Raw genomic sequence first — 15,447 nt, 5'->3', positions numbered from 1 at the left:
CTGGCTTTTCGTGTTTTTATTTCCTGACAATCCTATCCTAGTCTATTTTATCAAAACTACATAACAAAGAAATCACCCTCCTTTTGTAAATTTTTCAACTTTATTATCAATAGGTTTTAATGTTTTCAAATAATCATAAATAGCAGCAAGATCTTCGTTTTTCATGCCTGCAAACATAGTCCAGGGCATTATGGAATTATATTCCCCAGGCTTGATCCCTGCCGGATTTTTTGAAATATCTTCACGTGCTTTAAACATAGCGATAAAACTCTCTTTTGACCATTGGCCCATTCCTGACGCGTGGGGAGTAATATTAGCGGAACGCACTACAGAACCATCCGGAAAAGGAAATTCCCTTCCACCGGCGAATTCCATACCGGCAACAAATTCCCCTTTCTCAAATTGCGTATGACAGTCGACACAGGAAGCTGCCGTAGCTAAATAATTTCCATAAGCCAGAGTATTGCTTGGATCCGGAATTTTGGAAGGTTTCGCTTTTTGCGGAATAGTATTAATGATGAAATTCATAGGGAAGTCGGAGGACGATTCCGGGATTTTATTTTCGATTGGCGCTAAGGTGCGGACGTAAGCAATGATTGCCTTAACATCTTCGGGATCCAATTTTCCGTAATTATGAAAAGGCATCACCGGAAACATAGCTTCTCCTTTTTTGTTGACGCCCGTTGTAATGGCACGGTATAGCTCTCCATCTGTATAATCACTGATTCCCGAAGGCGTAATGTTTTTGGAATAATACGACCCCGGAAAACCAAATTTCTGATCGAACAACTCACCCCCCATCCCAATACTGCCAGGCACAATAGGCCCTGAAAATTTTGACCAATCTCTTTTGGAATGACAATCGATACATATAGTAACGTGGTTGGCCAGATATCTCCCTCGTTCAATTTTTTCGGGGGTAGCTACCACTTTCATGGCAGGGGCATCACCTACATCGGGAAGTGCCATTTTCATATACAGCATTGCCGAGAAAACCACAACGATTAAAAGCAATGCGAAACCTAATAATACCTTTTTTAATACACTCATAGTACCCTAATTTAGTTTAAACAAATTCATCGGATCTAAGACAGGGGCACTATAAACGGTCCATTTACAGGTGTTTAAAATTAATGAAATTTTATGAAATTTCCGATAAACTTCATCGGATTATTTGGTAAGGTTGAAGAATAAAAAAGAAAGCCACTTCGGGAAAATTTTCAGAAAGTGTAGGTATAAGAAGCCAAGCAGAATAAAAAACCTCAAACACATTATTTTCAATACTTTAGAAATTTTAATCAATTCAATTCGTATCGAAAAAACTTAGTATTTATAAATTTTTTCCTATATATTTACTAATTCAAAAAGTATTTTTTTCTCATAATCTATGATCGACCTAAAGAAACAAAATGCACTCTTACATGTTTACACTACAGACAATTCAAGAATCATGAAAATAAAAACATTACTACTATTCGTACTGTTTTCGAATTTTCTTTTTTCGCAAGAACATTTGAAAGCAGGTTCCAAAGCAAGAAAAATTTATATTTCAGATTGGATAACCAACAAACCAAAAGATACTATCCTTGAAGGAAAAAATATTGTGCTTTTATTTTGGGACCCCAGCAATACATCTCAATTTTTTGGCAATAAAAAAGTTGACTATATCAAAGAAATAAACTCATTGCAAGAAAAAATGCAACGGAAAGATTTGTGTTTTATATCGATGACTCCTGCTGACGCGGTAACCTATCTAAAAAGTTACCTTAAAAATAATGAATTTAAAACTATAGCCGTTATTGACAAAACCAAGAGGACACAAAGAGGATTTGGTAACAAAGACGGAAGCATATTTTTACCGTTAGTTATTCTGATAGATAAAAATGGAATAATGAAATGGATTGGTATTCCGTATTCGTTAGATGAAAAAATTCTAAACAAATTTTTAGATGGTAGTTTGAATCCTTATAGTCAATTTGATCTTTATACACCAAACTAGCCTTCAAATTTGAAATATGATTTTAATTCTTCCAGAAATACTTGAAGATCTCTTCAGACCAAGTTGTTGATTTGTTACTTCACCAAAAAAGATTAAAGAAGATCCTGAAGATACAACTGATCCAATAAAATCAAACTCCTGCCTAAAATTAAGAACATAAAAAAAGTCCCGAAAGAAAACTATCAGGACTAACTTCTTTTTGTAGAGAAGATGGGGCTCGAACCCACGACCTCTTGACTGCCAGTCAAAATAAAAACAGCTTTCATTTTTCTTCATCCTCATTCAATCCATTGAAATTAAACAAATTACTAGTTATGCTGATTTCATTGATTTTCATTTTATTTCATTCCTTAAATAATTTGTTGAAGGAATGTTGTAGACAAATAATTGTTAACTCATTTTTTAATGTAAGACTGTAATTCCTGTAATTCCTGTAATTCCTGTAATTCCTGTAAAAACAATTTTTTTATTTACCTCTACAAATAAAAAACCATCCTCTAGGTGGCGTTTTTTTTTTATAAAATTCAAATTTTTATAAACACTACAAACCATTATAACTTTACAATGGAGATATCGCCCTCAATTCCATCAATAAAAGATTTGAGAAAATTTTCTGTCTCCAACAACTGTTCTTTATCATTTGAATTAATAACCAAAATTGGAGCAGTTTCAGGAATAACATCATTTTGTTTTCGCCTAAAAGTCACGTAAGTATAATCATTCTTTTGACTAAATACAATTCTACTAATAGGTCTTTCTGGGCTTGTCACAAGTAGAGAATCAGAAAAAATTGGAAAAATAGTTTGTATAATAATTTCACGACGCTTAGAATCTTGATTAAAAATCACACTACTCACTGTTGTAAATGGTATTCTAATAATTGAAAACACATCTAATAAAAGTGAAATCAACAAAACTTGCGGAATTAATTCAACCTTTAACTCTATAAAAATGTAGACAAAAAGGAATTTAATTAACATAATAATTAAGGCTTTAGCACACTTCTTTATAAGCATTTTACCAAGATTTCTTATTGAGAAAACTATTTTATTCTCATTACTCTTTCGCGTATTATAAGAGTACGTCTCAAAAACATCTTTTGAAAAGCTATTTAAATTTAAGACATAATCAATCCTATCTTTCTTCCAAATAACATTGATTGTAAAGTTTTCTGTCATTTAATCACATTTAATCACATTTAATCATAATAATATTTTAAAGAATTCTCTCATCTTCATATATAACTTGAAATTTAAATTGGATTATCTCTCTAGCTTTAAACCCAAAATAAAGTGAAGAAAGAACCAGCAGAAAGGCCAATATCTTAAAAAATATATTTTTACCAGATATTATATATAAAAACAACACACCAAGTATGTATGTGGCAATAAGGTAATACCATAAATTTAGTAAAAAAGACACAGCAGCTATACCTAATACAAGAATTGGAATTCCAAAAATTAGAATTAAGCTAATAATAATCGCATCTTCTTTTGATTTTATACCGGGAAATAAACTAATTTTTTCGGAATCCTCCTTGTCCGAATTTAAGTTTATGTGTTTTATAACGCTCATAATTATAAATCCGTACAATGATATAAGAGCTATATATAATGAGATCAATTCACTTGATGATTCATTAATCTTTTTCATGATAAGGTAACCAAATGACCATATTAACAAAATTACTACTAGTATTCCTATAATAATAGTGAATCCTTTTGCAAAAGAACTTTCCTTAAATTCTTTATCATTTTCTTTGCCATTTTCATTATTTTTTTGAGTCTCCATATTCTTAATTCTCTATTTTATTGCTAGAACTTTTTAAATTTAAAAAGGGACATTGTTGTTTTCAGAATCAGTGTCTTCTGCAATACCCACTTCATATCCGGCTTCTCTAATCTTATCTAGATTAACAGTTGCCCAGTCTGAAAGAAAATCCCTGTTACGAAATGACTGATTCATGTTTCTTACAATCTCCTTAAACTCACATTCATACTTATCCAAATAAAAATAGTATAAGGGGTAATACAAATTGAAAAATTCGATTTGTAATTTAAAATCGTTAAGCTCTATTTTTAAATCAAACTCTTTGCTTAAGATAATTTTTCCATCTAGTACATATTTTTCTTCTGTATGATAGTCAATAAGCGAAAAGAAAAGTTCATCTTTTGTTAAACACTCTCCTTCGAGTAACCATTCCAGTACTTCTTTTTCATTTTTAAGATTCAGTACTTTGTATTTACTAATTAACGATTCATAATCGTCGTCATTTTCCCAATATTTGATAAATCCCTCTAAGTCTTCAAATACATTCCTTAATGGCCATGATATTTTTTGTCCTGTGATTTTCTGAAACATATACAAATGCTTGTGCTTTAACACCCATTGAATATATTCCTCCTTTGTTGGAATGTACTCTGCTGTAGGTTTCAACTCATCAATAATAAAGATATCCAAGTACTTACTTCTATGTGCCCAATCAGGAAATTTCGACATTTGATTAAAAATATAATTATGTTAGCAAGTTATAATTTCAAAAACTAAAAAAGCTATTAATATTAATCTTAAGAATTTTTAAGTTTAAAATTAAGCTTTTTAAAGCAGGATATTAAGACACTTACGCTTTTATATTTAAAATCCTTCAGAAGAAAAGCTGTAGAAATTGTCTTTTGTTATGATAAGATGATCTACAAACTGAATATCCAGCAACTCAGCACCACTCTTTACTTTCTTGGTTAAAGCAATATCATTTTGGCTGGGTTTGCAATTTCCTGAAGGATGGTTATGACAGATAATTATTCCTGAAGCATTACATTTAAGAGCAACAGCAAAAAGCAATTTGACATCTACTATTGTTCCCGAAGTACCACCTTTGGATAAAGGATAAATACCGAGTACTTCATTAGCTCTATTTAAAAGCAGCACTTTAAACTCTTCTTGTAGTTCTAAAGTTTGCATAGACCAGGAGCACAAGAAAATATCATAAGCTTTTTGATTTGAAGTAACCTTTTCTTTTTTACTGATCCTGGTCCTATATGATACTTGTATCTCTGCAATTATATTTTCCATAGCTAAAAAATAAATGTTCAGAGCCTGGTTAAGACAGACCCTGAACATAGTTAGACTTTAATGAGCTAAAGCTCCATTTGTGGAAAAACTGTTTCCTGACGGTACATTTTCCATAAAGTAATCAAGAGTGACATTACTTTTCTCAACCCTATGAGTAATAGCCTTTTCTTGCTCTACGTACTCAAAGCGATGCGAAATTGTAATAACTTCACCCGTATCCCTGATTGTGTAATCGTAAGGTTCACATTCCACCTTTTCTACTGCTCCTGGTAATTCTGTCCCAATAAGAGCCTTGCAGGTCACTTCATCAAAAGTTGAAGGAATAACAGCTTTCCTAGCTGTTACATAAAATTTTCCTGTTTCTTGGGATTTTACCATTTCAATTCCTCCCTGAAGTTCCAATAAAAAGAATGTTCTGCCATCCTCTGCTTGTCTTTGCTGATAGTTTACAATTCGTACCATTTCTTGATTTTTTGAGTTTATAAAAAGTTAACAACATGACATAAAAACCAAGACCATTCAAAAGATGCTATCACTTATCTTTTTCTGCTGGTAATTTTTTCAAGTCGCTGTGAATGGGGTGCGGGTCTTGTAAAGGCTTCAGGGAGCGTGGGGTGTTTTGTGCAGGTGGGGTGTTCTTGAGAAATTGACAGTTAATTTTTTTTTAAAAAAAATGTGACCTTATGAGTTTAGAAAACTTGTTTTATATTTACGCATTATTCATTTGAATACATACATAATCATGTAAAGTCATTGATTATGCACATTCCAAACAGGTAATACATGAAGGAAAATATTAATATATATTGTGACGAAAGTTGCCATTTGCAAAATGATAAGCAGTCAAATATGGCATTAGGAGCTGTATATTGTCCCGCTGCCAAAAAAGACGAGATTTTCTTACGCATAGCAGAGATTAAGAAAAAACACAAGCTATTTCCTAAATATATCAAGGATAAAAAACAAAATAGACCTATTTATGAAATAAAATGGAACAAGGTATCTAAGAGCAAACTCTCTTTTTATAAAGAATTAATTGATTTTTTCTTTGATGATGACGACTTAAGTTTCAGAGTTTTAGTAGTGCCTGACAAAGAAAATGTTGATTATGAGTCTTATGGACACACGCATGATTCTTTTTATTATAAAATGTATTTCAGTATGCTTAAAGTTATACTGAACCCCGAATATGCACACAATATTTTTATTGACATTAAAGACACAAAAAGCCGGGAAAAGGTTCATAAATTAGAGAAAGTACTGAGGAATGACAAATATGATTACTCTAAAGAAATCATTAAAAAAGTACAGCAGGTTCGTTCTCATGAAATCGAATTAGTTCAATTAGCGGATTTGTTTACGGGCGCTATTTCTTATATAAATCGTGGTTTAAATACAAGCGAGGCTAAAATGGAGTTGATCGAACACATCAGACATCGATCAAGATATTCGTTGCTTAAATCAACTTTAATCAAAGAAAAAAAATTCAATATTTATCTATGGGTACCATCAAATCTTGCAAATTTATGAGTAGTACAGTACCCTTAACTTTTCCAGACCTAGAATTGCTTCAACATTACGGAGGTGATTTTAAACCCTATTTTGCGGCAGTTTACGAAATTTTTGAAAGTCACTTTATAAAAAACAAAACTTATTTTTTAGGAGTTCATGTAACTGCCCAAAAACACCCTGAGGTAGATGGTATACATAGAACCTTTTATCATATTACGCATGAGGGCGAAGATGAAAGCAATCGATTGCCGGATTTTGATAGAATGGAAAGAATTCGATTCCCTGAATTTATGATGGTAAATTGTCCTCATGACGAACTTCTTATTTGGAAAAATCAAAGAGGGAGAGACACTCGTGTATTAATCTTTAATGAAACACAAGGGTATTTAGTAGTTATGACAGAAAGAAAAGGATTTAATCTTTTTTGGACTGCATACTATATCCAGCAAAGTCATTCCAAGAAGAAATTATTAAAAGAATATGCAGAGTATATAAAAGCCAAAACCGCTTAGGGTTACTAAACGGTTTCTATACTCCTTTAACGCTTACAACACTAAATGTTTGGTTACTGAGCTGGTGCAAATGTATAAAAGTAAAATTTAATACAAATACTTTTTAACATATATTTTCAATTCCTCCGGAACACCAACAATACTAAGGTGTTACATTAAGTAAATGTAGTGAAAAAAGTTTAATCCATCCTTTAAAGGAGGTAAAATTTATTTAAAATAAAATAAAAAGCGACTAATTGTCGAAACAAAAATAAGCCAAAAAAAATGTCAGAAGACCAGAAAAAACAGCTCGAACAACAGCTTTGGAATATAGCCAATACCTTGAGAGGTAAGATGAATGCCGATGAATTTCGTGATTATATCCTTGGGTTTATTTTCTATAAATACTTGGCTGAAAAGATGGAAATTTTCGCCAACGAAATTTTAAAACAGGATAACATCAAATTTAGGAAGCTTACTGGTTCGGATGAAACGACTTTGGAAATCATAGAAGCGGTTAAGGAAGAAGCATTGGAAAAGCTGGGTTATTTTCTGAAACCTGAAGAACTCTTCAGCGAAGTTGCCAAACGGGGTAATAGTGATGTTGATGGCGTGAGCAACTTTATTCTGGAGGACATACAAAAAATCTTAAACAATATCCAATTGAGTACCATGGGTACTGATAGCGAGGAGGATTTTGACCACCTGTTTGAAGACATGGATTTAAACAGTACCAAACTGGGCAAAACCCCAGAAGCCAGAAATGAAATCATTGCCAAAGTATTGGCACACTTAGACAACATCGACTTCAAGTTAGAGCATACTGAATTGGATGTATTGGGTGATGCTTATGAATATCTGATTGGTCAGTTTGCCAGTGGTGCTGGTAAAAAAGCAGGCGAATTCTATACTCCTCAAGAAGTTAGTATTGTGCTTGCTAAAATTGTAGCTACTGGAAAAGAAAAACTGAAATCTGTATATGACCCTACTTGTGGTTCTGGTTCACTTTTACTTCGTGTGGCAAAGGAAGTAAAAGAAGTGAGTAACTTTTACGGTCAGGAAATGAACCGTACGACTTACAACTTAGCCCGAATGAACATGATTTTGCACGGTGTTCATTATCGCAAGTTTGATATTAAACAGGAAAACACTTTAGAGCATCCACAGCATTTAGACAAACAATTTGAAGCTATTGTTGCCAATCCTCCATTTTCTGCTCAATGGAGCGCCAACCCTTTGTTTACAACTGATGATAGGTTTTCGCAATATGGCAAACTAGCACCAGCCAGTAAAGCCGATTTTGCTTTTGTGCAACACATGATTCATCATTTAGCAGAAAATGGAACTATGGCTATTGTATTGCCTCATGGAGTATTGTTTCGTGGTGGTGCTGAACAACACATTCGTAAATACCTGATTGAAAACCGCAACTATCTGGATGCAGTGATTGGTTTACCAGCTAATATCTTTTACGGCACAAGTATTCCAACCTGCATATTGGTATTTAAAAAGTGTAAAGAACACCCAGAAGACATTTTGTTTATTGATGCCAGCCAGCATTTTGATAAGGTGAAAACCCAAAACACCATGCGTGAGGAACATATAAATAAGATTATTTCAACCTACCGAAACCGCACCGAAGAAGAAAAATACAGTAAAAGAGCCACATTACAGGAAGTTGCCAATAACGATTACAATCTTAATATACCTCGTTATATAGATACGTTTGAAACCGAAGAAAGTATTGATATAAATGCCATCGCCAAGGAAATAAAGGCTTTGGATACCAATATTGAAGCTATCGATAAAACAATTGCAGATTTCTGCAAACAATTGAAAATCTCAACACCTTTTTAATCATGGAAAGTAAAGGACGTATATTACAAGGAAAAGAACTTGATAGGTACTTTGAAATATTTGATAATCTTTCGATTTTTCACAACCAATTTAATTCTGAAGATAATGATAGAGCAATAGTTATTGTCGGATTGGCTTATATTGAAGATTTGCTTTTGAATATTTTGGAAAGTTTTTTTCCAAGTGATTCGAAAACAGTCGACAGGTTATTAAGTTACAGCGGTGTATTAGGCACTGCTAATTCAAAAATATGCATGATCTATAGCTTGGGATTTATAGACAAAACAGTAATGCAAGATTTAGAAAAAGTGACTCAAATCAGGAACAAATTTGCTCATAAAACCGATATTTCGTTTGAAGATGATTTTATAATAAAATTGTGCAAAGAATTAAAATGGCATGAAGCATCGATGATGATGAAAACGCCAGAAATTGCAACTGCCAAAGACATTTTTAAAGTTAATATAAATACACTAGTTTCTCATTTAAGCGGAATAGCTTCAATCGCTAAAGGGGAAAAACGTAAATTAAAGGAATCGCATGAGTAAAGATTTTTCAGTACCAAAATTGCGCTTTCCTGAGTTTAACAGTAAATGGGAAAAGAAAAAAATTGGTGATATAGCAGAAAAAGTAAATAGCGGAAAAACCCCATTAGGAGGAGAATCTGTTTATGTAGAAAACGGTGTTTTATTTATTAGAAGTCAAAATGTATTAGATAATAAATTATCCTTTGAAAATTCAACATACATAACCGAAGCCACAAATAACACTATGAAAAACAGTGTGGTCATCGCTAATGATATTTTATTGAATATAACTGGAGCTTCACTAGGAAGAAGTTGTGTTGTTCCTAAAGATTTTAATATAGGGAATGTTAATCAACATGTATGTATCATCAGACTGGACAAAAAAAATGACCCCGCATTTGTTCAACCAATATTTGCATCAGTAAAAGGGCAAAACATTTTTACAAGCCTACAAACTGGTAGTGGTCGGGAGGGATTAAATTTCCAAAGCATTAGAGGGATTTCTTTACATTTCCCAGCTCTCCCAGAACAAACCAAAATAGCCAACTTCCTAACTTCCGTAGATAAAAAACTGCAAATTTTAAAGCAAAAGAAAACTCTTTTGGAGCAGTACAAGAAAGGCGTAATGCAACAAATTTTCTCACAGCAAATTCGCTTTAAAGATGATAATAAAAATGATTTTCCTGTTTGGGAAGAGAAGATGTTGGGCGAAGTGTTTTATTCTGAAAAAGGAAAAGGTATCTCCAAGAATAAGATAGACGCTAATGGCAAATTTGATTGTGTTTTATATGGTGAACTTTATACAAAGTATAAAGAAGTTATTTTTGACATAGTAAGCAAAACAAATGAAAATGATGGGATTAAATCTAAAATTGGCGATTTGTTAATTCCGAGTTCAACTACTACAACAGGTATTGATTTAGCAAATGTAACTGCATTAAATAAAGCAGATGTTCTATTAGGCGGTGACATTACAGTGTTGCGTTCAAATGAAAATATTAATAATATTTTTTATGCATATTATTTATCAAATCACAAAAAAGAAGAAATAGCGAGTTATGCGCAAGGCAGTACAATTGTTCATTTGTATTATAGCCATATAAAGGAAATGAATATTCAAATTCCTTGTCACGAAGAACAAACTAAAATCGCTAACTTTCTATCGTCCATTGATGATAAAATCAATCATTGCCAATCACAAATTGAGAAAACGGAGATTTGGAAAAAAGGATTGTTACAACAGATGTTTGTTTAAAAAAATAGATCATGTATAAAATAAACAAAACCAGCAATAATGTAGAAAAGCTTGATGAAAGGCTATTTAAAGAACTTAACATAAGGGAAAGAGACCATTTACAAGAATGGATTGCCAAAAATCCCGAAATGCTCGGTGAAGATTTATTAATTATACAAAAAGAATTTGATGGCTTCAACGATACCAACGAAAGATTAGATTTGTTAGCGATTGACAAGGATGGTGGTTTGGTTATCATTGAAAACAAACTGGATGACACAGGAAGAAATGTTGCATGGCAAGCTCTAAAATATACTTCTTATTGCTCAACATTAACAAATTCTCAAATCATCAAAATGTATCAAGCCTATTTAGATAAATGGCAAAATGGTGATGATGCAAAACAAAATCTGCTTGATTTTTTAGAAATTAGTGAAGATGAACTTCTGCTAAACAGAAATGACCAACGAATAATTTTTGTTGCAAACAACTATCGTAAAGAAGTTACATCAACGGTTTTATGGCTTATAAAACATGACATACAAATTAAGTGCTTCAGAGCAACACCTTATTCGATGGGTGAAGATTTATTTCTTCAAATAGAGCAGATTATTCCACTGCCGGAGACCGCAGAATTCATGATTGACGCTAAAGAAAAACAAAAAGAAGAAAGCGACAAAAGTAAAACTGTGGAAGAATCAGAAATCAGACTGGTTAAATTCTGGAGTTTGTTAAAAACCAAATTAGCCGAAAGAAATATTAACTTCTTGGAACGGATATCTCCAAAACCAAGTTACAGTATTGGATTCACAAAAGGTAGTGGATATTATGGTTTTTGTATCGGAAGACAAACATTTAGAGTTGAGCTTTATTTCTCGAATGATATAACAAAAGAAACTATCGATTCTATGGCAAAATACAAAGAGGCTATTGAAGGCTCTTTTGAAGGTAAGATTGAGTGGGAGAGATTAGAAAACAAAAAAGCTTCACGTATAAGATTTGATATGACTAAAGAGCAGGTAAGTAAGCTTGAAGGAAAGTTTAGCGATGAATTGTATTGGGACGATTTAATTAATTGGTATTCAGATGCAATGTTTAGATTCTACAATGCTGTTAATCCATATTTTGAGAAAATAAGATAGTAATGGCAAAACAACCTTTGTCTATCGCAATTTACTTCCATTAATGAAAATTAATGAGACTGTCAGTTTTAAATAATAAATATTAAAATTTACTGTTTAATATTTCTGTTTCTATTTTTTTAGAATTAACAAAAATACTTACAGCACAAGGTTTAAATTGAAAAGAGCAAGACATTCTATTTGCTTGCAAGTATGTTTTTTGCGTTTCCCAAGCAATTGCCCATTCATATTTATAAGTTTCACCTTCAGAATTTGTAATTAACTCTTGATACCCAAACATTTTTTTTAATTCTTTAATTATATTTTGGCTTTCACTATCGCTAATTGCACCAAAATCAATTGAAATAGTGTATAACCGATTCTTATAATACCCAAGCCATATCTCATCAATTTTAACACCAAAAACACTTTTTATATCTTTCCCGATATATTCATAATATTTGACATTATTATCTGTTGTTTTATAAGAAAGATTATTCTTATGCAAAGTGTAAGATGATTCAAGTTTAAATTTGTTAAAACCATATTTAACATCTAAGTTTGATAAATTTTGACTTATAGCTATAGAATTTATAAATATGAAAAAAAGAAGTGTTAATTTGTATTTCATGTCTTTTTAGATTTAATACTCAAATTTACTGCAATTAATTAAAAGACAAAAGTATTGTTTTTAAATATGGCAAAACAACCCGAAGCAGCATTAGAAGAACAATTGGTAGGTCAACTTCAAAAGTTGGGTTATGGTTTGGTACTGTTAAAAGACGAAACAGAACTTGTTGCCAACCTGAAACACCAATTAGAAATTCACAATCGACAAGCGCTTCTAAATACAAGTAATGCAAAATTTTCAGCAACTGAATTTGAAAGGGTATTAAATATTCTCAACAAAGGTTCGGTCTTTGAAAAAGCCAAAAATCTTCGGGAAAAACAACACATCGTTAGAGATAATGGTGACAACTTATATTTTGAGTTCATAAACACCGAACACTGGTGCCAGAACCAATTTCAGGTTACGCACCAAGTAACCATTGAAGGCAAATACAAAAACCGCTATGATGTAACCTTACTGATAAACGGTCTGCCTATGGTACAAATAGAGCTAAAAAGAAGAGGTTTAGAGCTAAAAGAAGCTTTCAACCAAATCAACCGTTACCAAAGACATTCTTTTGGTCACAATTCGGCTCTATTCCAATATATTCAGATATTCGTAATCAGTAATGGTGTTAATACAAAGTATTACGCCAACAATAGAAACCAATCTTTCAAACAGACTTTCTACTGGACTGACAAAGAAAACAAACGATTAACCAATATCCTAAACGGATTTACCAGTGAGTTTCTAGAACCATGCCATATATCGAAAATGATATGTAAGTACATCGTTCTGAACGAGACTTACAAAATCCCTATGGTTCTGAGACCTTATCAGTATTATGCCGTTGAAGCTTTAATAGACCGAGTAAAAAACAGCACCAGAAACGGATATATCTGGCACACCACAGGTTCAGGAAAAACGCTTACTTCTTTTAAAGCCAGTCAAATCATCATGAATTTGCCACAGGTCAAAAAAGTGGTATTTGTGGTTGACAGAAAAGATTTGGATTACCAAACCACCAAAGAATTCAACAGTTTCAGTAAAGGAAGCATTGATGGAACAGACAACACTAAAGCACTGGTCAATCAGTTTGCTGATGATACCAAATTGATTGTAACCACTATTCAAAAGCTAAATACAGCAATAAGTAAGAAGCAGTATTTGGACAAAATGGATAAGCTTAAAAACGAGCGAATAGTATTCATATTTGATGAGTGTCACCGTAGTCAGTTTGGAGAAACCCACAACAGAATCAAATCATTCTTCAACAATATCCAAATGTTCGGATTCACAGGAACTCCGATCTTTGCTGACAACTCCGTAAAGAATGAGCTAGGCAGAAGAACCACTTCGGAACTGTTTGGTGATTGTCTTCATAAATACGTGATTACGGACGCCATCAAAGACGAAAACGTATTGAAGTTTTCAGTGGAATATGTTGGTCGGTACAGACAAAAAGCTGACAGAGCCACCGAAGTTGATATTGAAGTGGAAGACATCGACACCAAAGAGTTGATGGAAGATCAGAAACGATTAAGGAAAATAGCTGATTACATCATAGATAACCACAGCCGTAAAACGCACAACAGAGAGTTTACGGGCATGTTTTGCGTGTCGAGTGTGGAAACACTTATAAAGTATTATGATATTTTCCACAGTAAGAAACTGGCTGGTGAGCACAACCTCAACATTGCGACCATTTTCAGTTATTCAGCAAATGAAGATGATTCGGATGCAAATGGTTTTTTACCTGAGGAACTTTCAGTGGTAGAAGAACCGCCAAGAGCATTATACGGTCTACAGGCTCACAGCCGGGAGAAATTGGATGAATTCATTGACCATTATAATCAGATATACGACACTAAATTTTCAACCAAAGACAGTGAAAGCTTCTACAATTACTATAATGACATATCCAAAAAAGTCAAGGAAAGAAAGATTGATATTTTATTGGTGGTAAATATGTTCCTGACAGGATTTGACAGCCCAACACTAAGTACTTTATACGTTGACAAGAACCTAAAATACCATGGATTAATTCAAGCATATTCACGCACAAACAGGGTTTTAAACGAACAAAAGTCTCAAGGAAACATTGTGGTGTTTCGAAACCTAAAAAACGCCACAGACGAAGCTATAACGCTTTTCTCAAATAAAGACGCCATTGATGTAATCATCATGAAGCCTTATGAGGATTATACCCAGAAATTCAATGATGCTTATGAAGAGCTGATAAAGCTAACACCAACGGTTGACAGCGTAAATGACTTACGAACAGAAGATGATGAGTTGGCATTTATCAAAGCTTTCAGGGATTTAATGCGATTAAAGAATGTCATTAACTCCTTTGCTGATTTTGATTGGTCAGATTTGGCAATGGAGGAACAACAATTTGAAGATTATAAAAGCAAATACCTAGACCTTTACGACAAAGTGAAATCGGAACACCAGAAGGAAAAAGTTTCCATTCTGGAAGATGTGGATTTTGAATTGGAACTAATACACCGTGACGATATCAATGTAAACTACATTGTCCAGCTCCTAATTAAGTTAAAAGCTAATACAAAAGGTGATACTTCAAAAGCAGAAAAGGAAATTTTCAACTTACTGAACACCGAAGCTGATTTACGAAGCAAACGAGAGCTGATAGAAAAATTTATCAAAGAGAATCTTCCAATTATAGATGATACCGATGATATTACACAGGAGTTTGATAAGTTTTGGAGTAAGGAACAGCAAAAGGCATTTCATCAACTGGTAAAAGAAGAAAATCTATCTCAGGAGAAAACCGAAAAACTCATTGAAAACTATTTGTTTTCGGAACGTGAGCCTTTGCGAGACGAAATTCTGGAATTGATTGAAGGTGAAAAACCAACCATATTGCTAAGGAAGAAACTGGGAGACCGAATCCTAAGCAGGATATTAGGTTTTGTCGACACATTTATAAATGGAATTGCAGGCATTTAATTAGTAATTTAGAAGGTTGTGTGTTTTTTAATGAGAAAATGAAAAAACAAT

General features: G+C 32.9%; 15 protein-coding genes. 8 read left to right on the top strand and 7 right to left on the bottom strand.

Going from position 1 to position 15,447, the window contains the following annotated elements:
• Positions 1 to 72: 72 nt before the first annotated feature.
• The gene (locus FEDK69T_RS05855) at positions 73 to 1,050 is read right to left on the bottom strand and encodes a c-type cytochrome (protein ID WP_023573230.1); all 978 of its coding nucleotides are present in this window, start codon (positions 1,048 to 1,050) and stop codon (positions 73 to 75) included.
• A 400-nt stretch (positions 1,051 to 1,450) separates the two neighbouring features.
• Here FEDK69T_RS05855 and FEDK69T_RS05850 point away from each other — a divergent pair, with 400 nt between their 5' ends.
• Entirely contained in the window at positions 1,451 to 1,999 is a 549-nt protein-coding gene (locus FEDK69T_RS05850; protein WP_035630231.1) for a hypothetical protein, read from the top strand.
• Positions 2,000 to 2,550: 551 nt separating this feature from the next.
• Here the strand turns inward: FEDK69T_RS05850 and FEDK69T_RS05840 are convergent.
• The 5 genes from FEDK69T_RS05840 to FEDK69T_RS05820 form a co-directional block, all read right to left on the bottom strand.
• A complete protein-coding gene (locus FEDK69T_RS05840) occupies positions 2,551 to 3,177 on the bottom strand; it encodes a hypothetical protein (protein WP_023573227.1) in 627 nt (208 codons plus the stop codon).
• 37 nt (positions 3,178 to 3,214) lie between these two features.
• The gene (locus FEDK69T_RS05835) at positions 3,215 to 3,790 is read right to left on the bottom strand and encodes a hypothetical protein (RefSeq protein ID WP_023573226.1); all 576 of its coding nucleotides are present in this window, start codon (positions 3,788 to 3,790) and stop codon (positions 3,215 to 3,217) included.
• A gap of 39 nt (positions 3,791 to 3,829) precedes the next feature.
• Positions 3,830 to 4,498, bottom strand: a complete 669-nt coding sequence (locus FEDK69T_RS05830; protein WP_035630235.1) for a hypothetical protein — start codon at positions 4,496 to 4,498, stop codon at positions 3,830 to 3,832.
• Between the two features lie 135 nt (positions 4,499 to 4,633).
• Complete coding sequence (locus FEDK69T_RS05825; RefSeq protein ID WP_035630337.1) at positions 4,634 to 5,071, bottom strand: JAB domain-containing protein; 438 nt, start codon at positions 5,069 to 5,071, stop codon at positions 4,634 to 4,636.
• A gap of 57 nt (positions 5,072 to 5,128) precedes the next feature.
• A complete protein-coding gene (locus FEDK69T_RS05820) occupies positions 5,129 to 5,533 on the bottom strand; it encodes a hypothetical protein (protein ID WP_023573223.1) in 405 nt (134 codons plus the stop codon).
• A gap of 321 nt (positions 5,534 to 5,854) precedes the next feature.
• Here FEDK69T_RS05820 and FEDK69T_RS05815 point away from each other — a divergent pair, with 321 nt between their 5' ends.
• The 6 genes from FEDK69T_RS05815 to FEDK69T_RS05790 all read left to right on the top strand — a co-directional run bounded on the left by FEDK69T_RS05815 (position 5,855) and on the right by FEDK69T_RS05790 (position 11,834).
• Positions 5,855 to 6,601, top strand: coding sequence for a DUF3800 domain-containing protein (locus tag FEDK69T_RS05815; protein ID WP_023573222.1), 747 nt, complete (start codon positions 5,855 to 5,857; stop codon positions 6,599 to 6,601).
• Positions 6,598 to 7,095 (top strand): hypothetical protein, encoded by a 498-nt coding sequence (locus FEDK69T_RS05810; protein ID WP_035630237.1) that lies wholly within the window; start codon positions 6,598 to 6,600, stop codon positions 7,093 to 7,095. The genes FEDK69T_RS05815 and FEDK69T_RS05810 overlap by 4 nt, the downstream gene beginning before the upstream one ends.
• 264 nt (positions 7,096 to 7,359) lie before the next feature.
• Entirely contained in the window at positions 7,360 to 8,931 is a 1,572-nt protein-coding gene (locus FEDK69T_RS05805) for a type I restriction-modification system subunit M (RefSeq protein ID WP_023573221.1), read from the top strand.
• A 2-nt stretch (positions 8,932 to 8,933) separates the two neighbouring features.
• Positions 8,934 to 9,479, top strand: a complete 546-nt coding sequence (locus FEDK69T_RS05800) for an MltR family transcriptional regulator (RefSeq protein WP_023573220.1) — start codon at positions 8,934 to 8,936, stop codon at positions 9,477 to 9,479.
• On the top strand, positions 9,472 to 10,713 hold the full coding sequence (locus tag FEDK69T_RS15395; RefSeq protein ID WP_051385076.1) for a restriction endonuclease subunit S: 1,242 nt from the start codon (positions 9,472 to 9,474) through the stop codon (positions 10,711 to 10,713). Before FEDK69T_RS05800 ends, FEDK69T_RS15395 begins: the two co-directional genes overlap by 8 nt.
• An 11-nt stretch (positions 10,714 to 10,724) precedes the next feature.
• Complete coding sequence (locus FEDK69T_RS05790) at positions 10,725 to 11,834, top strand: DUF4268 domain-containing protein (protein ID WP_023573218.1); 1,110 nt, start codon at positions 10,725 to 10,727, stop codon at positions 11,832 to 11,834.
• An 82-nt stretch (positions 11,835 to 11,916) separates the two neighbouring features.
• Here FEDK69T_RS05790 and FEDK69T_RS05785 read toward each other — a convergent pair whose 3' ends face one another.
• A complete protein-coding gene (locus FEDK69T_RS05785; RefSeq protein WP_023573217.1) occupies positions 11,917 to 12,444 on the bottom strand; it encodes a hypothetical protein in 528 nt (175 codons plus the stop codon).
• A 66-nt stretch (positions 12,445 to 12,510) separates the two neighbouring features.
• Here FEDK69T_RS05785 and FEDK69T_RS05780 point away from each other — a divergent pair, with 66 nt between their 5' ends.
• Positions 12,511 to 15,396 carry a type I restriction endonuclease subunit R gene (locus FEDK69T_RS05780; protein ID WP_035630239.1) on the top strand — a complete coding sequence of 962 codons (2,886 nt, stop codon included), beginning with the start codon at positions 12,511 to 12,513 and terminating at the stop codon, positions 15,394 to 15,396.
• Positions 15,397 to 15,447 lie beyond the last annotated feature (51 nt).

Source organism: Flavobacterium enshiense DK69, assembly GCF_000498495.1.
In the GTDB taxonomy this organism is placed as follows: domain Bacteria; phylum Bacteroidota; class Bacteroidia; order Flavobacteriales; family Flavobacteriaceae; genus Flavobacterium; species Flavobacterium enshiense.
This window is presented reverse-complemented; position numbering and strand designations above follow the sequence as displayed.